This window comes from Synechococcus sp. BMK-MC-1, from assembly GCF_014279955.1.
Taxonomy (GTDB): Bacteria; Cyanobacteriota; Cyanobacteriia; order PCC-6307; family Cyanobiaceae; genus Synechococcus_C.
In genome coordinates, this window is sequence record NZ_CP047939.1 from 2,204,181 (window position 1) to 2,221,108 (window position 16,928).

Annotated in this window: 19 protein-coding genes and 1 tRNA gene; 8 read left to right on the forward strand and 12 right to left on the reverse strand. The window is 61.9% G+C overall.

The genetic code is table 11. The features are described from left to right. Nucleotides 1-2: 2 nt before the first annotated feature. Together SynBMKMC1_RS12450 and SynBMKMC1_RS12455 are read right to left on the reverse strand one after the other, a co-directional pair. Complete coding sequence (locus SynBMKMC1_RS12450; RefSeq protein WP_186471965.1) at nucleotides 3-1,289, reverse strand: glycosyl transferase; 1,287 nt, start codon at nucleotides 1,287-1,289, stop codon at nucleotides 3-5. A 26-nt stretch (nucleotides 1,290-1,315) separates the two neighbouring features. After that, nucleotides 1,316-1,397, reverse strand: a tRNA-Leu gene (locus SynBMKMC1_RS12455). Between the two features lie 146 nt (nucleotides 1,398-1,543). Here SynBMKMC1_RS12455 and accC point away from each other — a divergent pair. Then, nucleotides 1,544-2,887 carry an acetyl-CoA carboxylase biotin carboxylase subunit gene (gene accC / locus SynBMKMC1_RS12460; protein WP_186471966.1) on the forward strand — a complete coding sequence of 448 codons (1,344 nt, stop codon included), beginning with the start codon at nucleotides 1,544-1,546 and terminating at the stop codon, nucleotides 2,885-2,887. Between the two features lie 27 nt (nucleotides 2,888-2,914). Here the strand turns inward: accC and SynBMKMC1_RS12465 are convergent, their stop codons facing one another. Next, nucleotides 2,915-3,235 carry a YggT family protein gene (locus SynBMKMC1_RS12465; RefSeq protein ID WP_186471967.1) on the reverse strand — a complete coding sequence of 107 codons (321 nt, stop codon included), beginning with the start codon at nucleotides 3,233-3,235 and terminating at the stop codon, nucleotides 2,915-2,917. A gap of 97 nt (nucleotides 3,236-3,332) precedes the next feature. Here SynBMKMC1_RS12465 and psbX point away from each other — a divergent pair, with 97 nt between their 5' ends. The 4 genes from psbX to SynBMKMC1_RS12485 all read left to right on the forward strand — a co-directional run bounded on the left by psbX (nucleotide 3,333) and on the right by SynBMKMC1_RS12485 (nucleotide 5,493). Continuing rightward, nucleotides 3,333-3,455 (forward strand): photosystem II reaction center X protein, encoded by a 123-nt coding sequence (psbX, locus tag SynBMKMC1_RS12470; RefSeq protein WP_006043150.1) that lies wholly within the window; start codon nucleotides 3,333-3,335, stop codon nucleotides 3,453-3,455. A gap of 81 nt (nucleotides 3,456-3,536) precedes the next feature. Then, nucleotides 3,537-4,481: a Ycf66 family protein gene (locus SynBMKMC1_RS12475; protein ID WP_186471968.1), complete on the forward strand. Its 945-nt coding sequence runs from the start codon at nucleotides 3,537-3,539 to the stop codon at nucleotides 4,479-4,481. 23 nt (nucleotides 4,482-4,504) lie between these two features. Further along, a complete protein-coding gene (locus SynBMKMC1_RS12480) occupies nucleotides 4,505-5,005 on the forward strand; it encodes a Tol biopolymer transporter periplasmic protein (RefSeq protein WP_186471969.1) in 501 nt (166 codons plus the stop codon). 71 nt (nucleotides 5,006-5,076) lie between these two features. Beyond that, nucleotides 5,077-5,493, forward strand: coding sequence for a hypothetical protein (locus SynBMKMC1_RS12485; RefSeq protein WP_255486200.1), 417 nt, complete (start codon nucleotides 5,077-5,079; stop codon nucleotides 5,491-5,493). Here SynBMKMC1_RS12485 and SynBMKMC1_RS12490 read toward each other — a convergent pair whose 3' ends face one another. Genes SynBMKMC1_RS12490 through SynBMKMC1_RS12500 form a run of 3 tightly spaced genes read right to left on the reverse strand, consistent with a single transcriptional unit; the run spans nucleotide 5,494 to nucleotide 8,070 of the window. Continuing rightward, nucleotides 5,494-5,697 (reverse strand): chlorophyll a/b-binding protein, encoded by a 204-nt coding sequence (locus SynBMKMC1_RS12490; protein ID WP_011934023.1) that lies wholly within the window; start codon nucleotides 5,695-5,697, stop codon nucleotides 5,494-5,496. A gap of 8 nt (nucleotides 5,698-5,705) precedes the next feature. Then, a complete protein-coding gene (locus tag SynBMKMC1_RS12495; protein ID WP_186471970.1) occupies nucleotides 5,706-7,703 on the reverse strand; it encodes an ABC transporter ATP-binding protein/permease in 1,998 nt (665 codons plus the stop codon). A gap of 25 nt (nucleotides 7,704-7,728) precedes the next feature. Further along, nucleotides 7,729-8,070 carry a histidine triad nucleotide-binding protein gene (locus SynBMKMC1_RS12500; RefSeq protein WP_186473459.1) on the reverse strand — a complete coding sequence of 114 codons (342 nt, stop codon included), beginning with the start codon at nucleotides 8,068-8,070 and terminating at the stop codon, nucleotides 7,729-7,731. A gap of 70 nt (nucleotides 8,071-8,140) precedes the next feature. Here SynBMKMC1_RS12500 and SynBMKMC1_RS12505 point away from each other — a divergent pair, with 70 nt between their 5' ends. Further along, on the forward strand, nucleotides 8,141-9,718 hold the full coding sequence (locus SynBMKMC1_RS12505) for a YifB family Mg chelatase-like AAA ATPase (protein WP_186471971.1): 1,578 nt from the start codon (nucleotides 8,141-8,143) through the stop codon (nucleotides 9,716-9,718). A gap of 215 nt (nucleotides 9,719-9,933) precedes the next feature. Here the strand turns inward: SynBMKMC1_RS12505 and rpsU are convergent, their stop codons facing one another. From rpsU to def, 4 genes are read right to left on the reverse strand one after another with little or no spacing between them, the layout of a single operon-like run. Continuing rightward, nucleotides 9,934-10,104 carry a 30S ribosomal protein S21 gene (gene rpsU / locus SynBMKMC1_RS12510; protein WP_006043142.1) on the reverse strand — a complete coding sequence of 57 codons (171 nt, stop codon included), beginning with the start codon at nucleotides 10,102-10,104 and terminating at the stop codon, nucleotides 9,934-9,936. Nucleotides 10,105-10,148: 44 nt separating this feature from the next. Next, complete coding sequence (locus tag SynBMKMC1_RS12515; protein ID WP_186471972.1) at nucleotides 10,149-10,721, reverse strand: DUF3747 domain-containing protein; 573 nt, start codon at nucleotides 10,719-10,721, stop codon at nucleotides 10,149-10,151. Between the two features lie 58 nt (nucleotides 10,722-10,779). Then, a complete protein-coding gene (locus SynBMKMC1_RS12520; RefSeq protein WP_011934028.1) occupies nucleotides 10,780-10,977 on the reverse strand; it encodes a hypothetical protein in 198 nt (65 codons plus the stop codon). A 4-nt stretch (nucleotides 10,978-10,981) separates the two neighbouring features. After that, nucleotides 10,982-11,587, reverse strand: a complete 606-nt coding sequence (gene def / locus SynBMKMC1_RS12525; protein WP_011934029.1) for a peptide deformylase — start codon at nucleotides 11,585-11,587, stop codon at nucleotides 10,982-10,984. 63 nt (nucleotides 11,588-11,650) lie between these two features. Here def and SynBMKMC1_RS12530 point away from each other — a divergent pair, with 63 nt between their 5' ends. Next, the gene (locus SynBMKMC1_RS12530; RefSeq protein WP_186471973.1) at nucleotides 11,651-13,579 is read left to right on the forward strand and encodes a prolyl oligopeptidase family serine peptidase; all 1,929 of its coding nucleotides are present in this window, start codon (nucleotides 11,651-11,653) and stop codon (nucleotides 13,577-13,579) included. On the opposite strand, the gene SynBMKMC1_RS12535 is transcribed toward SynBMKMC1_RS12530, so the two are convergent. Together SynBMKMC1_RS12535 and mtnA are read right to left on the reverse strand one after the other, a co-directional pair. Beyond that, entirely contained in the window at nucleotides 13,573-14,247 is a 675-nt protein-coding gene (locus SynBMKMC1_RS12535) for a class II aldolase/adducin family protein (RefSeq protein WP_186471974.1), read from the reverse strand. The two genes, SynBMKMC1_RS12530 and SynBMKMC1_RS12535, sit on opposite strands and share 7 nt — an antisense overlap. Beyond that, nucleotides 14,234-15,346 (reverse strand): S-methyl-5-thioribose-1-phosphate isomerase, encoded by a 1,113-nt coding sequence (mtnA, locus tag SynBMKMC1_RS12540; RefSeq protein ID WP_186471975.1) that lies wholly within the window; start codon nucleotides 15,344-15,346, stop codon nucleotides 14,234-14,236. The genes SynBMKMC1_RS12535 and mtnA overlap by 14 nt, the downstream gene beginning before the upstream one ends. A gap of 14 nt (nucleotides 15,347-15,360) precedes the next feature. Between mtnA and SynBMKMC1_RS12545 the strand changes: the two genes are divergently transcribed. Further along, nucleotides 15,361-16,866 (forward strand): sodium/glutamate symporter, encoded by a 1,506-nt coding sequence (locus SynBMKMC1_RS12545; RefSeq protein ID WP_255486201.1) that lies wholly within the window; start codon nucleotides 15,361-15,363, stop codon nucleotides 16,864-16,866. Nucleotides 16,867-16,928: the final 62 nt, after the last annotated feature.

Below are 16,928 nucleotides of genomic sequence, written 5' to 3' on the forward strand. Positions count from 1 at the left end.
CCCTAGTCGGAAAGCGCTCTGGGGAGCAGCTCCCTCACTTCGTCGGCCAGTGCCGCCACGGCACCGGGCTGACCGCGCAATCGGCGCAGATCCTCGCGCTGGCCCTCCAGCCGTTCCGGGGCGCGCAGCCACTCCAGGGCCTCCAAGGCGATCTGCTCAGGCGTGATCGGTCCCACGCGCTCGGGAACCACCATCCGTCCGGCAGCAATATTCGGCCAGGCCAACAGGCCATGGTTGCGCATGCGCCAGGCACTGAGAACAAGGCCGATCAGTCTGCGCAGTCCTGGAAGTCGGGCGAGCAGACCCAGCCAACCATCCCAGGCCTGCATCACCCCCAGATGTTGCGTTGGCACCAGCACGATCATCGGCACCCCAAGAGCGCCGAGCTCAGCGGTATTCGCTCCCACCGTGGTCAGAGCGAGCGCACACTGGCTGAGTGCAGCATGGGCAGGCGGATCTTCCTGCAGGTGAATCACCGTGCCGGCGTGGGTCAACAGGCGGCGCCATGGCCAGTGTTCATCCGCGGGCAACAGAGCATGAATGCCGCCGCGGTAGCTGGAAGCGATCGGATTGGTTGCACCGGAGAAGCGCAAAAGCTCCTCTGGGTTGGTGGTAGGGGCTACAGGCAACAGGAATTGGCAGTCAGGCTGTTGAGCCGCCAGACGATCGGCAGCCTCCACAAGGAACGGCACACCCACCTGCAACTTGGCAGGCTTTGATCCGGGCATCAGCGCCACCCAGAGCCCTTTGGGCAGGGGATCTCTGTCTTTGGCGTCATCGGACAGGTCTGCCATCAAATCCCCGACCACACGACAGCGCGAGCGGAAACGCCTGGGCAGCTGGTCGAGCACCGCAGGAGCCATCGCAGCAATTCGATCGTTCCAGCGAGGCCAGCGAGCCACCCATTCGGCATAGGTGATGTGGCGATAGCCAAGCCGGGCGGACAACAACACGGTCCAGAACTGATCGCCACCCAGAAACACCACAACACCCCGGGATGGCCAGGGTCCATAGCGTCTGGGATTCAGCAGCAAACTCCAGAAGCGTCGCGACGGAACGATGCGATCGAACTGTCCCCAGCGCGCTGCAGCCTCGGCCTCGGTGCCTGTGGCATTCGGGCAAGGAACCAACACAAGGTGAAGGCTGATCGGTGAACCAGGCGCCCTGGGCCGCAGCAAGAGACGACGGTGCAGCTGTTCAGCGAGGGGACGCACCCAGGTGGTGAGCTCCCCAGGCCCATTGGAAACAAAGATGATGGAGAGCGTCTGATCTGTAGGTCTTGTCGTCACGCGCGACAGATCAGGGAGAAGAAAAATGCGGATGGCGAGACTTGAACTCGCAAGGCCGAAGCCACACGCCCCTCAAACGTGCGTGTCTACCAATTCCACCACATCCGCGTGGTCGACGCAGCCGCTCGGGCCTTGTCGAGGATCGATCATACCGGCTCATGGTTCACCCCCTCTTCACAAGCCCATCCTCAAAGTGGAACGAGGTGTCGCCGACCGGCCGCTGATACGATCCGCCCTGGCTTGGATACTGCGGGATGACCATCGGCAAGGTGCTGATCGCCAACCGCGGCGAAATCGCTTTAAGGATCCTGAGGAGCTGCCGTGAACTGGGGATCGCCACGGTCGCTGTCTACAGCACCGTTGATCGCAATGCCCTGCACGTGCAATTGGCAGATGAAGCGGTGTGCGTCGGCGAGGGGCCCAGCAACCGCAGTTATCTCGATATTCCCAACATCTTGGCTGCGGCGACCTCGCGAGGCGCCGATGCCATCCATCCCGGCTACGGCTTTCTTGCCGAAAACGACCGTTTTGCTGAGATTTGCAGAGACCACGGGATCACCTTCGTAGGCCCGTCCCCCCACGCGATCCGCTCCATGGGGGATAAGTCCACGGCCAAAACCACCATGCAGGCCGTCGGCGTTCCCACCGTGCCGGGGAGCGAGGGTCTTCTGTCTGGGCCAGACGAAGCGGCCGACCTGGCCTTGGCCATGGGCTATCCCGTGATGATCAAAGCCACCGCTGGCGGCGGCGGCCGGGGCATGCGGCTCGTTCAGTCAGCAGACCAACTGGAGACTCTGTACAAGGCTGCCCAGGGGGAAGCCGAGGCGGCCTTCGGGAATCCGGGGCTCTACATGGAGAAATTCATCGACAAGCCTCGCCACGTGGAGGTCCAGGTGCTCGCTGACCGCCACGGCAATGTGGTGCACCTCGGTGAACGCGACTGCTCGATTCAGCGCCGGCACCAGAAACTGCTGGAAGAAGCACCGAGTCCAGCTCTGGACAAGGATCTGCGCATGCGCATGGGCGAAGCCGCCGTCGCCGCAGCACGCAGCATCAACTACGAGGGTGCGGGCACCGTTGAATTCCTGCTGGATCGCAGCGGTGGGTTCTATTTCATGGAGATGAACACCCGCATTCAAGTGGAACATCCGGTCACGGAAATGGTGACGGGCATCGACCTGATCGCGGAACAACTGCGCATTGCTGGCGGAGAGCCGATCAGCGTGTCGCAAGACCAGATCGAATTGCGGGGCCATGCCATCGAATGTCGGATCAATGCAGAAGACGCATCCCATAACTTCCGCCCGGCGCCAGGGCGCATCACCGGATGGCTCCCTCCGGGTGGACCGGGCGTGCGCGTCGACAGCCACGTGTATACCGGCTACGACATTCCACCTTTTTACGATTCACTGATCGGCAAGCTGATCGTGTGGGGGCCGGACCGCGAGGCGGCCATCAGCCGCATGCGCAGAGCCCTGAACGAATGCGCCGTTACCGGAATACCCACCACGGTGGATTTCCACTTGCGCATGCTCGAACGGCCGGAGTTTCTCCAGGGTGAGGTGCACACGAAATTCGTCGAACAGGAGATGCTCTGACGGCGGAGCAGAGCATCCAACCCCGGCTCAGGCGATGTCCTGAGCGCGCGATAGCACCATCGTGAACAGCCCCTGCTGACCCACCAGCAATTCGCGGATCAGACTGACAATGCCCACCCAGATCACAGGGGTGACATCCACTCCACCGATGGGAGACACCACGCGACGGGTGAGCGCCAGCACGGGTTCAGTGGGCAAGGCGATCACCGCCCAGGGTGCAGCCTTGAGATCCACCTGGGGGTACCAGGTGAGCACGATGCGCAGCAGGAACATCAGGCTCCAGGCCGCCAGCAGCAATCCCAACAGGGGGTTCAGGAACGTCAGCACCTGAAGCAAGGTCGGCGTCACAAACCTCAAAGCAATCGGAGCGACATCGTAGAAAGCTGCCAGCGATCCCTAGGATCGTTGCGTTTCAGATCAGATCGTCAGCCTCGGCGCGCTTGCTATGACCCCCTCCCTCGCCAATTTCCTCAGCAGCCTGGTTTGGGGTGCCGTGATCGTGGTGGTTCCCGCCTCCATCGGCCTCTTTTTCCTGAGCCAAACCGACCGCGTCGATCGCAAACTCTGATCGCTCTGGCGCGCTTCGTAAACTTGAAGGGTTAGCGCTGCTTTCATTCAGGGCTAACAACCGTTTCCCGGGGGACTCAACGTGGTTAACGCCAGTCTCAACTGGGCCAGCATCGTTGGAATCGTGCTGGCCGTTGGTGGCGCAATGCTGTACTTCATGCGCAGCTTCAAGCCGGCACTCGCCCGCGATTACGACGTTTTTTTTGCTGCTATCGGCTTGCTCTGCGGCGGCATCCTGTTTTTCCAAGGATGGCGACTTGATCCGATTCTCCAGTTCGGACAGTTCCTGCTCGCTGGCACCACGGTCTTTTTTGCCTACGAAAGCGTTCGCCTGCGCGGAATCTCAGCGGAACAAGCCAAACGTTCGGCTTATTTCGACGATGAGCCCCCGAGCCGCGTTCCCGCCGGAGGCCTGCGGGGGGGCTACGACGACGCCTATGACCGCTTCGACGAACCTCAGCCCCTGAGGCGCCGGTTTGCGGGCCAGGAGTTTGATGAGGCGCAAGCGGACGACCAGGACTTCTACCGTCCGCGCCGCAACCCCCGCGCTGCCATCCCCGAAGAGGCAGCCAGCCGCAGACGTGGCCGCAACGAGGCATCCAGCGATTGGACCGGCGATAGTGAGCGGGAGCGACGCATGGCGCGGTTCGGCAACCGTGACAATGAACCCCGCCGTTCTGGCCCGAGCTTCGGCGATCGGCGCAGCCAACGCGAAGACCAGCGCCGCGGCAGCAGACCCAGCCCAGCATCCAGCCGCTCTTCCGAAACGTCTGCACCAACGGAACGGAGCGGTGCTCCAAGCCAACGGACTCAGGGAAGCAGGCCAGTGGGCCGATCCGAAGCCGGCATCCCCCAAGGTTCGCCCCTGCGCCAACAGGCGGAAGATGCGGCTTACACCCCGAGCGAGCGCTCAACTCCACCAGCGCGGAGGCCTGCAGGACCGACCGCGGCTCGCACTGAGGGTGCTGATCGCACTCCGCCCCGCAGTTCTCGCCCACGGGACAACAGCTCCCGGTTCGACGACTGAAACGCCTGATCCTGCTGGTCCTCGTGGCTGGTTTGAGCACAGCCGGCTGCAGCGGCAGAAGCCGGCGGGCACCGAGCGGGCTTCTATCAGCCCAACAACAGCAGCCCAGCCTCAGTGGCGATGGCAGCAAACTCGCTGTGATCGCTGACCAACGCGGGCGCCCGACCGTGCAACTGAGGGATCTCAAGAGCGGGCAGCCGTTGCAACTGCGCCACTTCTCGCGCCATCAGCCTCACAGCTCACCATCGCTGAGTTGGAACGGCCGCTACCTCGCCGCTGTGATTCAACGAGGAAATCGACGACTCGTACTGATTGAAGATCGACTCACGGGCCGAGCACATCCACTGCGTCTTCCAGCAGGCCGTGATCCTGTGACCCTCAGCCTGGCACCCGATGCACGCGAACTGGCCGTACAGACGGCTGAGCAGGGGCGCTGGCAGGTTGAAGTGTTCAACCTCAGTGAACTGCTTGAAGCGGATCGTGCGGGCGGGCGCCGCGAAACCACAACCCCGCAGGACCCTTGAAGGGATGGCGAGAACCGGTGATCCTGGCGTCAGTGCTGGGACTGTGCATCTCAGGATGCGCCGGGTCCGGCATGCGTCCGCAACCGGGCTTGAATTCCGCCCTGCGACGCAGTGCAGACAGTCGCAGACAGCCAGCCTTGGGGCAGCAGTGGCTGGTGTCGATTGCCAGCCGAAATGGGCGAGAACGCATTGAGCTGGTGGATCTGCGCACCCGCCAACCGGTCCCTCTGCCCGGCCTCAATCAAGCAGGCAGTCAGCCGGTGAGCGCAAGCGTGAGCGGCAATGGCAAACGCATTGCGTTTATCCGCACCCGGGAGGGACGCACAGAGCTGATGCTCTACAGACGCGATGCTGGAGCGCTTCAGCGATTACCCGTTGAACCATCAGGTGTCCCCAGGGAGGTGAGTCTGGATGGAGAGGGCAGGCGCTTGGCCGTTCAGGTGAGTCGCGAGGGGCGCTGGGATGTGGATGTGATCCGACTCCCTTGATCAGCGCAGGAAACCAGCCCAGTGCAGAAAGGTGTCATGGCTGATGGCTTCCACAATCAGAAGCGCCACGAAACCCACCATGGCGAAACGGCCGTTCACCCGTTCCGCATAGCCGCTCCAACCAAACGCTGGTACGTCGGTTGTGGTGGCTGAAGGGGTGAGATCCGGGCTGGCGTTGGATGCGTTGGTGGAATCAGACGTCATCAGAGCAGTCAGGCGAGTTCAGGTTGATAGTTGGAAGCCGCAACAAGGCGCCAGTCACCGTTGCCGTACAACTCCAGCACACTGGAGTGAAAACGCGTTAGCGATGGGCGGTGGCCAACGCTAATAAAGGACACATCGCGCTCCAACAGAAGCTCATAGAGCAACCGCTCCGTTTTCACATCAAGTGCACTGGTCGCCTCATCAAGAACCACATAGCGCGGTGAATTCAGAAGCAATCGTGCAAATGCCAGGCGTTGCTGCTCACCCAGAGAAAGAATTCTCTGCCAATCCTGCTTGACGTCAAGATCCGGATATCTCGTAACAAGCTGTGGAAGATTCACTTTTTCCATAACACTTTTCAACTGAGAATCGCTGAAAAAGTCTTGGTCACTCGGATAACAAAGCTGTTCTCTCAGTGAGCCCAAAAGCAGATAAGGCTTCTGGGGAATAAACAGGAGATCGCCAGTTGCAGGACGCTCAACAGACCCAGTGCTGGGAGTCCACAATCCGCTGATCATCCGCATCAACGAGGTTTTCCCGCATCCAGAGGGACCCACCACCAGCACGCGGTCTTCTTCACTCACTGTGAGGTTGAGGTCACGGATCACGGGAATCCTGGCTTTCGGGGTGTAGAGATCTGCATTCGAAATCACAATCCCGCCTCCAGCACGAACAAGCTGGCGTTCATCAGCCGCAGGCGCAGCGGCAACCTGCTCAACTTTCGACTGAAACCCTTCCAGACGAGTAATGCCAGCGGTGAACTTGGCGAGCTCCTCAATTTGATTCACAACAAACAGAAGAGAACCCTCAACCATGTTGAAGGCGAAGTTGGCCTGCACAAAGCTTCCGTAGTCTGTTTGGCCCGAGAAGATCGCCGGCGCCAAGATGAGATAGGGGAAAAAGACGCCGGAATAGTTTGTGGAGCGTCTCATCACATCGATCACAACCTGCCAGTTGATGATGAAATTGAAATTGCGCACAACCTCGCCGAGCCTTCGCTTGGTTTCCTGGGCCTCAGGAGCTTCACCGGCGTAAAAAGCAATCGATTCAGCGTTGTTCCTGATGTGAACGAGCCCGTAACGGAAGTCAGCCTCGTAACGCAGCTGATCAAACTGCAATGCCACGAGCTTTCGGCCAGCAATCACCAGCAAGGTTGTTGAGAAAGCCGCATACACAAACAAACCTACTGTTAGCTCTGTACTGATTCCCCACAAAATCAAAATATTCAGAAAAAATGTGAGGAGGGCGTCAAAAATACCAATCGTGAAGGCCAGACTCTGTGCCGTAAAGGCACGCGTATCTTCTGTAATCCTCTGGTCAGGATTATCAACATCAGTCGCCTGTTCGTCATTAGGGTTCAACACGTAATAGGCACGATTACTCATGTAATCGCTGATGAGAGCGCGTGTTAACCAGTCTCTCCAAATAATTCCAAGCTTAAAAGTAAAAAAGATTTGAGAGACCCTGATAGGTAGAGCAACAACGAAACAACAGGCATAGATAATCAAGATTCGATAGAAATTATCCTCCTGCTGCTCCACCAAGGCATTGGTCAGGTCTCGAGCGATAAAACCAATCCCCGCATTGATCCCGTTCACCGCCAGGAGCATCAGCACAATCGCGGCCAACAGCAACCAGTGCAACCAGCGACGCTGCTTGAGTTGGTTACGAAAAGCCGTAAAACTTGCAACCCCAAGAACAAATAAGGCAACAAACGCACCTCCCCACCAAGACGACCAGATGTCGGTGATGGTGTCAGCGACACCGCCGAAATAATTTTCGGTCAGAACTGGTTGCCAACGCTCAAGAACGTTGAGAAGTCCTGTGAGAAGCGCGAGGACAATGCCACCGACACAAAACAGAAGGGAAACCAGCAGCCATACAAACTGCCAGCCATTCGCTTGATTGAGCGGGAGGAAAAACGGCTGGGCCAGATGTCGCAACTTGCTGAGTTGCTGCCGAAGCGACCGAAACGATCCGGTCCTCACAGGACTAAGAGATGTCATGGAGCAATTCTCGCCTGATTCAGCTTCAACCGGGGGGCCAGGCCAGCGGACGACCACCAATCACATGCACATGCAGGTGAAACACGGTCTGGCCAGCGCCCGCTCCGGTGTTGACCACGGTGCGCCAATCCTCCAGTCCCTCCTGCTGGGCAACCCGTGCAGCTACCAGCAAGAGATGACCAAGCAGGGAGGCGTGCTGGTCTTGCGCCTCACGCAAACTTGGAATCGGCTCACGGGGAATCACCAACACGTGAACCGGCGCTTGGGGGGCAACATCCCGAAAGGCGAGGCAGCGATCGTCGCTGTAGACCTCATCACAGGGAATCTCACCCCGCAGGATGCGGGCAAAAATCGTGTCCTCGGCCATGGCGCTGGGCTCGTTGGAGAAAGGCATGCGACGGACTGGGCATTGGATCCCTGAACCGTTTCAACCATGAATGCTTGCACGTTGCCTCAGCGCCTCGCTGCTTGGAATCGACGCCCGCCCGGTCACCGTGGAGGTGGACCTGGCCCCTGGCCTTCCAGGCCTGCATTTGGTGGGGCTGGCTGACACAGCCATCCAGGAGTCCAGAGAACGGGTGCGCTCGGCCCTGCGCAACAGCGGCTTCCGTGGCCCCCTCGTGAAAGTGGTGGTGAATCTGGCGCCGGCAGATCTACGCAAGGAAGGTCCTTGCTTTGATCTGCCCATTGCCCTCGGCCTGCTCATCGCGAGCGGTCAACTGGATTCACCCTGCCTGCAAGACCTCTGGAGCGCAGGCGAACTCGGCCTCGACGGTCGCCTGCGGCCTTGTCGCGGCATCCTTGCCATTGCCTGCTTAGCCAAATCCCAGGGAGCACGGGGCCTGCTGGTCGCCGCCGAAGATGCAGCAGAGGCCTCCCTGGTCAAGGGCCTGAAGGTGACAGCAGCGGCATCGCTGAAGGATCTGGTGAACCTCCTCCGCGCTGGCGACTTGGTGCAGACCCCGGCACGGCCCCAACACCAAACCCCAAGAGATCCATGCGCTGCTGCAATGCGATCCGCGGCACCAGCACCTCTGAATCTGCCGGCCCAGCATCTGGCCCGCCAGGGACTGGCCCTCGCGGCTGCAGGAGGCCATCACCTGTTGATGGTGGGTCCTCCAGGGTGCGGCAAGACCCTGCTTGCGCAGCAATTGCCAGGCCTGCTGCCACCTCTCGACGATGCTGAGGCTCTCGAGATCACCCGGCTGCATTCGATCGCAGGGTTGCCTGGCAGGAGAGAGGGCTTGATGCGCCAACGGCCGTTCCGGGCTCCGCACCACAGCGCCTCAGCCGCCGCATTACTGGGTGGAGGCGCGAATCCCAAACCCGGTGAGCTGAGCCTCGCCCATGGAGGCGTGCTGTTTCTCGATGAGCTCGGGGAGTTTCCTCGTGCCGTGCTCGATCAGTTGCGGCAACCGCTCGAAGCGGGGGTGCTGATGCTGAGCCGCGCCCGGGTGCGTTGTGCCTTCCCATGCAAGGTCACCCTGGTTGCCGCCACCAACCCATGCCCCTGTGGCTGGAATGGGGATTCCCGCTGCCGCTGCAGCGAATCCCAAGTGAAGCGCTATTGGCGCCGGATGTCGGGTCCGTTGCTCGATCGGATCGATCTGCAGCTGCGTCTGGAAGCTCCAGCAGCGGACTCCCTGCGCCAAGTGATCGAAGAACGCCGCGGTGCGATCGCAAGGGAGACGTTGCACACCACGATCGAGATGGCACGCCGACAGATGCAGCAACGCAATCCAGAGGGATGCAGCAATCGCGACCTCTCCCCAGCAGATCTCAGACGCCATGGAGCGTTTCAGTCAGACACGCTCACCTCCTGGGAGCAGGTGATGCGCGTGCGACGCCTCAGCCTGCGCAGCGGCCTGAAGCTGTTGAAGGTGTCACGCACGATTGCCGACCTTGCCGGTGAAAGGGATGTAACCGTGGAGCACCTTGCAACAGCCCTCTGTTTTCGAAGTTTCGACGCGCAGATCCAAGAGGGATCTGCACCTGTCTCTCACCGCGCAGCGTGAGGACGATCTCGATAAGGCTGCGTTCCAATGGCAGGAGGTTGCGTCAGCCTCTCTTCGCTGGGGTTCCCCATGGCATGGACAAGGGTTTCAGCGACCCAGCAACGGAATTGTTCAAGCTTCTGGCCCATGGTGTTGACCTCACGTTCTCCCTTCAGTTTCAACGGAACGTGAGGTGGTGCCAACAGGTTGAAGTACCGGTTTTCCGGACAGCGAACTCAGCGACGGCGGCGGCGCTGCTGAGCCTTGCGCTTGTACTTCTCGATGGGCGTTTCGTGGTGACGCAGACGCTTGAGATCAGCGAAGATGCCGGCCTTGGAGACCTGGCGCTTAAAGCGACGCAGGGCTGATTCGATGCCTTCGTTTTCTCCGACCGTGACCTGAGTCATGCAATCTGCAGGGATATCCAGCTAATCAACTTAGCAAGCCATGGTCAGGGTGTTTCTGCGTCCGCTGCCGGAGCCGCATCCCTGTACACGTACAGATGACCCAGGGTGCGCTTCCCGTACTGACGACGCATAAGGCGCCAGCCAGGCTCAAGAACCAACTGAATGAAGTCATTGCCTGGTCCCCCTGCCTTCGCGATCAGATAGGTGGGCTGGGAAGGATCCCGGGTTGGAACGGCCATCAGCTGCACATCGTCCGCCGACTTGATCACCGACAGCCGGTAACGGGTGCCCAGGTCATCGCCTCCGATGCGCAAGGAATAACCATTGCCATCGATGTACCGATTGCAGATCCCCGTGAAATCAAAGGTGGCCAGCATCGGATTCACCACAGCCGGTGCGCTCCCCGACATCTCGAAACAGGGCCTGGCATTGGTGCGTTGCTCATAGATATTGAGCTGAGCACTGGATCCACTGCCGATCGGTGCCGACACCATCACAAACTTCGTTTGATCCACCTCAGCCGCGGTGAACAAGGACCCTTGAGCCCTGACCGGGGAAGTCAGGCCGGTCGCCACCGTGGCAGTGAGAACGGCAGTAACGATCCGCAAACGGGCCATTCGGAACAAGGTGATGTGTCTGGATGGTAAAAGTCCTGCGCTGGATCAGCCGCCTGGTTCAGGCCGGTTTGTTGATCCGAATCGCAACAAGAAGTGACCCGATGGTGGCCGGGAGGCTCACCCCGAGAATCAAACGTGTGACACGCACGCCAAGGTCTGGATCGCCATAGGCCAGCTCAAACACGCAACCGGTGGCAGCGATTCCCAGCACGCAAGCCAGGGCCAGGAAGAGGCCGGCAAGAGGTTTCATCGGCATAGCGTCAGGCCAGAGAGCGAACGTCATTGGGCTGAAAGCCATGGTCTTTCAATTCCTTGGTCAACCCTCCGGCATCGGTCACACGGTCAACAAACAGCACACCGGTGAGGTGGTCCATTTCATGCTGGATGCAGCGGGCCATCAGGCCATCAGCCTTCATGGTTCTCGGCCGCCCCATTTCATCGCGGAAACTCACCTGCACCGCGCTGGGGCGCACCACATCCAGATAAACCCCCGGGATGCTGAGGCAGCCTTCCTCATAGGTCTCGAGGCTTGCACTGGCCGAGGTGATCTCGGGATTGATGAGCACGAGCGGGGGCGAGCTGGCTGTTTCCGGATCCAGATCAATCACGAGCAGCTGCTGGTGCACACCCACCTGGGGAGCCGCAAGACCGATGCCACGGGCTGTGTACATGCTGCGCAACATGTCGCGGGCCAAATCGCGCACGGTTTCATCCACCTTTCCGATGCGTCTGGCATCCAGCCGCAGAACATCATCTCCAAGGGTGTGAATCTGCAGAGGTGCGGTGTCCAGAGGCTCTTTGGGCACGGCCACCGGAGACCCTGCCTTCTCAGCTGATCGTGCTAATTGGGCAAAGCTCCTGGCCAAGACCTGTCCTGCAATCTGCTGTGCTGATCTTAGGCAGTCCCCTCAACCGTCGGATCGCGCGCCATGGCCACCCGCCAGCCCCTCTCCGCCCGTCAAGTCCTCGGGAAGCAACCCTCCCTCAAAGCACCCAGGGTTCTTGGCGACTGGCTGCTGTGGCTCGAACAGCGCCCCCAGGACAAGGGCCGCACCACTGCGCTGTTGCGCCCTTGGGGACGCCCTGAGCAAACGCCCAAGGAACTCACCCCAGCCCCCTGCAACCTGCGTTGCCGGGTCCACGAATACGGCGGTGGCGCCAGCGCGGCAGCCCTGGATGACCATGGCCTCCTGCTGACCTGGATCGATGACAGCGATGGCTGTCTCTGGGCCCGGTCCTGGGGCGGACTGGCTGACGGAGACCCACAAACCGTGGTGGCGAACGGACCTGCCCGGCGTCTGACGGCCCCTGGCGAGGGTCTGCTGGGCGGTGGTGTGATCGATGCGAAGCGAAACCGCTGGATCGGCGTGATGGAGCACGCCGGGCGGGACGTCCTCGTGCAGGTGGCGATCGACCGCTTGGATCAGACGCCGGTTGTGCTGCACACAGCGGCGGATTTCGCGGGATACCCCGCCATCAGCCCTGATGGAGACCAGCTGGCTTGGGTGGAGTGGCAACAACCCGCCATGCCCTGGGAAGCCGCCGCACTGCACTGGGCTCCCATCAACGCCCATGGTGATCTCGGCAGCGTTGGCACGCTGGCAGGCAGCGCACCCGACGCTGAGCGTCCAACATCCGTCTTTCAGCCGCTTTGGCTTCCTGACGGCCAGCTGATCGTTGCGGAGGACGCTGGTGGCTGGTGGAATCTGATGCAACACCAGGATCCCGGAGACCCGTCCCAGCGATGGGAACGGCTCTGGCCCATGCAGGCCGAGACGGCCATGCCGCAATGGGTGTTCGGCATGAGCACCACAGCCTGGGATGGGGAACAGCTGATTGCCGCTGTGTGCGCTGAAGGCCGTTGGCAATTGAAGCGGCTCAGCGCCGATGGCTCGATCCGCATGGTGGACCAACCCTTCGACGACCTTGCGGAGCTGCATGCCGACGCAGGCCGTGCCGTGGCGATCGCCAGCAACAGCACAACCGGGCAGGGGCTGCTGGAACTGCACATCGCCAGTGGACGCTGGAGCCATACGCCGGCTTCAGCCCCGGTGTTGGAGCCGGAGAGCATCAGCATCGCCGAGCCCCTCTGGTTCGCGGGAGCAGCCGGTCGGCGCACCCACGCCTGGTACTACCCACCCCGCGGCGGCGCCTCAGCGAACACGCCCCTGCTGGTGAAAAGCCACAGCGGTCCCACCGCGATGGCCCGCCGCGGCCTCAGCCTCGGCATTCAGTTTTGGACCAGCCGCGGCTGGGGCGTGGTGGATGTGAATTACGGGGGCTCCACTGGCTTTGGGCGGGCTTACCGCGAGCGGCTGAACGGTGAATGGGGCGTCGTGGATGTGCAGGACTGCGCCGCAGCAGCGAAGGCTGTGATCGCGAACGGAGATGCGCACCCGCAGCGGATCGCCATCGAAGGGGGAAGTGCCGGCGGCTTCACCACCCTGGCCTGCCTCTGCTTCACCGATGTGTTCCAGGTGGGAGCCTGCCGTTACGCGGTCAGCGACCTCTTGGCGCTGGCCTCCGAGACCCACCGCTTCGAAGCCCGCTATCTCGATGCTCTGGTGGGTGCATGGCCGCAGGACCGCCAGCGCTATGAGGAGCGTTCACCCCTGCACCACGCCGATCGCATCCGTTGCCCGGTGATCTTCTTTCAGGGTCTGCAGGACAAGGTGGTGGTGCCGGAGCAAACGGAACGGATGGCTGCGGCCCTGCGCCGCAACGGCATCCCTGTGGAGGTGCGCACCTACGCCGAGGAAGGGCATGGCTTCCGCGACAGTGCCGTGCAGGTGGATGTGCTCGAAGCAACGGAAGCCTTCTTCCGCCAACACCTCGGACTCGAGCCCCACCCTCACTGATCCTGCTGGCCGTAATGCAGACCTTTGAACTGGGCATGCACAGCCTCCATCTGCTCTGCATCGAGCAGGGGAGGCTCCCCCAATTGCAGGGCCTGCAGGTACATCTTCGCCAGGGTTTCCACCTCCACGGCAATGCGCAGGGCAGCCTCAAGATCCGAGCCCAGCGTGACCAGCCCGTGCCTGGCCATCAAACAGGCCTGCCGCTCGACAAGCGCTCTCACCACATGTGCCGACAAGGCTGCGGTGCCAAACGTGGCGTAGGGAGCGCAGCGGATGTCATCCCCACCGGCCACCGCCACCATGTAGTGAAACGCGGGAATCGGCCGGTCATGGCAAGCCAGGGCAGTGGCATGCACCGGATGGCAGTGGAGCACGGCTTGCGCCTCAGGACGGGAGGCGAGCACATCCGCATGCAACCGCCACTCGGAGGATGGACGGCGCTGCCCCGACTGCAGCGGCTGGCCGCTCAGATCCAGTGCCACCAGATCCCCGGTTGTCATCTGCTCGTAGGGCAATGAGCTGGGAGTCACCAGCAGTCCGCCGTCGATGCGGACAGACAGGTTTCCCGATGTGCCTTGGTTGAGACCAGAGCCATTCAGGCGACGCGCCACCGCAACGAGTTGCTGCCGCAGAACGTCATCGTTGCTGCAAGACTCAACTTGGGCCATAGAGCCTCCGCAAACCGTCCTCACTGGCCTCTGCCACACCCCGCTCGGTAATCAGTCCCGTCACCAGCCGAGCCGGGGTGACATCAAAGGCGGGATTAAACCCCTCACTGCCATCGGGAGTGAGCTGCACCGGCACCAGTGAGCCAGCGTCGGCTCCCTCCACCACCCGCCCCTGGATGTGGGTCACCTCCTCGGCAGACCGCGCTTCAATCGGGATCTCGGCGACACCGTCATCCAGGCTCCAGTCAATCGTGGATGCAGGCAGTGCCACGTAAAACGGCACGCCGTTGTCGTGAGCAGCCAGAGCCTTGAGATAGGTTCCGATCTTGTTGCAGACATCACCGCGGCGCGTGGTGCGGTCGGTGCCGACTATCACTGCATCCACCTCACCGTGCTGCATGAGATGGCCGCCAGCGTTGTCGACGATCACCGTATGCGGCACCCCCTCCCGCCCCAGCTCATAGGCGGTGAGGGAAGCCCCTTGATTGCGTGGACGGGTCTCATCCACCCACACGTGAATGTTGAGCCCGGCGCGATGGGCCTTGTAGATGGGAGCCAACGCAGTGCCCCAATCCACGGTGGCCAGCCAGCCAGCGTTGCAGTGGGTCAGCACTTGGAAGGGCATCCCCTGGCGTTCCTTGGGGCGGGCGGCCGCCAGCCGCTGGACAATCTCAAGGCCATGGTCGCCGATGGCCGCACACATGGCCACGTCCTCCTCGGCGATCGAACCCGCCTCCTCCCTGGCAGCGGCAGCCCGTTGCTCCGGCGGCAGAGGCCGCACCCGGTCGCGCACGCGCTCCAAAGCCCAGCGCAGATTCACCGCCGTGGGTCTGGTGGCGTTGAGCTGATCAAACGCTGCTGCCAGTGCCGCATCCGCGGGATCAACCTGCAAAGCCAGCATCAGCCCGTAGGCGCCGGTCACGCCGATGAGCGGAGCGCCACGAACCACCATCGTGCGAATGGCCTCGGCCGCCTCTGCACAGGTGTTGAGGGTGAGGGTTTGAAACTGATGGGGGAGCTTGGTTTGGTCGATCACCCACACCGAGCGACCGCCTGGTTCAAGCCCGATGGTGCGCCAGGCCTGGCCATCAATGTTCATTTGATGCGCAATGGGTGACCCAGCCAATCTGCCTGGCCGGTCACCCCCATGAACCAACGGTGCCACCGGGATGGCAACCTGCCGGCACTCACGCAACCGTTATGGGGCTCAAGCTTTTTGACGTGCTGGTGGCCTTTGCCGGCCTGAGCCTGCTGCTGCTGGCGGGGACGGCCCTGCGCCAGAGGCTGCGCTGGCTGCGGGCACTGGGGATTCCAGAGGCCCTGGTCGCAGGCCTTCTGGGGTTGCTGGTCGGCCCTTTCGGACCCTGGTCGGTGTTCCCTGATGCGGTCTACAGGGTGTGGAGTCAAACCCCCGGCGTGCTGATCTCCCTGGTGTTCGCCACCTTGTTCCTGGGACAACAACTGCCCAGCCCAAGGGTGATCTGGAACCGGGCCGCCGGGCAGACAGCGTTTGGCATGGTGCTGGGATTTGGCCAGTACCTGGTGGGCGCTCTGCTGGTACTGGCGGTACTCCAGCCACTGTTTGGCACCGACCCGCTGATGGCCGCCTTGATTGAAGTGGGCTTCGAGGGGGGCCACGGCACCGCCGCCGGCATGGGCCCCACCTTCACAGAGCTGGGGCTGCCCTCTGGAGAAACCCTGGGTCTGGCCATGGCCACAGTGGGTGTTCTGACCGCCGTGCTGCTCGGCAGCACCCTGGTGGTGATCGGTCGCAGTCGCCACTGGCTGTCCCGAGGAGACAGCGAAGCCGGCAGCAGCGCCTCTGCCACCCCGCTGATGCGAACAGGGGACGGCGACCCGATGTCGGCGGATGAACGACTCGCCCTGGAGACGGCTGCCGGAACCGTGCAGTCAGACCAAAAGGAGTCGATGACCATCGATGCGCTCACGGTGAACGTTGCGCTGGCCGGCGGCGCTGTCGGCCTGGGAATCCTGCTCAAAGCTGGACTCACCCAGCTGGGCGGATTGACTGGAGGCGAGGGCACAGCAAAGCTCTTGGCCGCGATTCCCGTCTTTCCCCTGGCGATGGTGGGGGGCTTGATCGTTCAGATTCTTCTGCAGCGCAGTCGCCAGACCCGCCTGGTGTCGCCCGTGGCCCAGGCCAGCATCGGCTCCTTGGCGATGGATCTGCTGATCACCGCCGCCATGGCCAGCCTCAACCTGCCTCTTTTGGAGGAAAACTGGCTTCCCTTTGCGCTGCTCGCTGCAGCTGGTCTCACCTGGAATGTCTGTGCATTCCTCTGGTTGGCCCCTCGCATCTTCAGCGACCACTGGTTTGAGCGGGGAATTGCCGACTTCGGGCAGGGCACGGGGGTCACGGCCACAGGGTTGCTGCTGCTGCGCATGGCCGACCCCTTTGGACGCAGCCGCGCCATGGAGGCGTTTTCCTTCAAACAGTTGCTGTTCGAGCCCTTCCTCGGTGGCGGGCTGGTGACGGCCCTCTCCCCTTTGCTGATCGTGAGTTGGGGATTGCCCCGCTTCAGCGTGGTTGCCCTGCTGCTCACCCTGGCCGCGTTGCTGCTGGGTCTGCGCCTCGGGCGACAGCGCCAACGGAGCTGACGGTCGGGATCCCCTACCCCTGCCAATGGAGACCGCTGTCATCCTGAAGGGCACAGGAGACA

What these genes read in the sequence shown, in the direction of transcription:
- mtnA (WP_186471975.1), bottom strand. Translation starts at nt 15,346, where the DNA reads ATGAACATTGATGGCCAGGCCTGGCGCACCATCGGGCTTGAACCAGGC.
- rpsU (WP_006043142.1), bottom strand. Translation starts at nt 10,104, where the DNA reads ATGACTCAGGTCACGGTCGGAGAAAACGAAGGCATCGAATCAGCCCTG.
- psbX (WP_006043150.1), top strand. Translation starts at nt 3,333, where the DNA reads ATGACCCCCTCCCTCGCCAATTTCCTCAGCAGCCTGGTTTGGGGTGCC.
- SynBMKMC1_RS12535 (WP_186471974.1), bottom strand. Translation starts at nt 14,247, where the DNA reads ATGGCCCAAGTTGAGTCTTGCAGCAACGATGACGTTCTGCGGCAGCAA.
- accC (WP_186471966.1), top strand. Translation starts at nt 1,544, where the DNA reads ATGACCATCGGCAAGGTGCTGATCGCCAACCGCGGCGAAATCGCTTTA.
- SynBMKMC1_RS12530 (WP_186471973.1), top strand. Translation starts at nt 11,651, where the DNA reads ATGGCCACCCGCCAGCCCCTCTCCGCCCGTCAAGTCCTCGGGAAGCAA.
- SynBMKMC1_RS12505 (WP_186471971.1), top strand. Translation starts at nt 8,141, where the DNA reads ATGCTTGCACGTTGCCTCAGCGCCTCGCTGCTTGGAATCGACGCCCGC.
- SynBMKMC1_RS12485 (WP_255486200.1), top strand. Translation starts at nt 5,077, where the DNA reads ATGCGTCCGCAACCGGGCTTGAATTCCGCCCTGCGACGCAGTGCAGAC.
- SynBMKMC1_RS12490 (WP_011934023.1), bottom strand. Translation starts at nt 5,697, where the DNA reads ATGACGTCTGATTCCACCAACGCATCCAACGCCAGCCCGGATCTCACC.
- SynBMKMC1_RS12515 (WP_186471972.1), bottom strand. Translation starts at nt 10,721, where the DNA reads ATGGCCCGTTTGCGGATCGTTACTGCCGTTCTCACTGCCACGGTGGCG.
- SynBMKMC1_RS12520 (WP_011934028.1), bottom strand. Translation starts at nt 10,977, where the DNA reads ATGCCGATGAAACCTCTTGCCGGCCTCTTCCTGGCCCTGGCTTGCGTG.
- SynBMKMC1_RS12495 (WP_186471970.1), bottom strand. Translation starts at nt 7,703, where the DNA reads ATGACATCTCTTAGTCCTGTGAGGACCGGATCGTTTCGGTCGCTTCGG.
- SynBMKMC1_RS12500 (WP_186473459.1), bottom strand. Translation starts at nt 8,070, where the DNA reads ATGGCCGAGGACACGATTTTTGCCCGCATCCTGCGGGGTGAGATTCCC.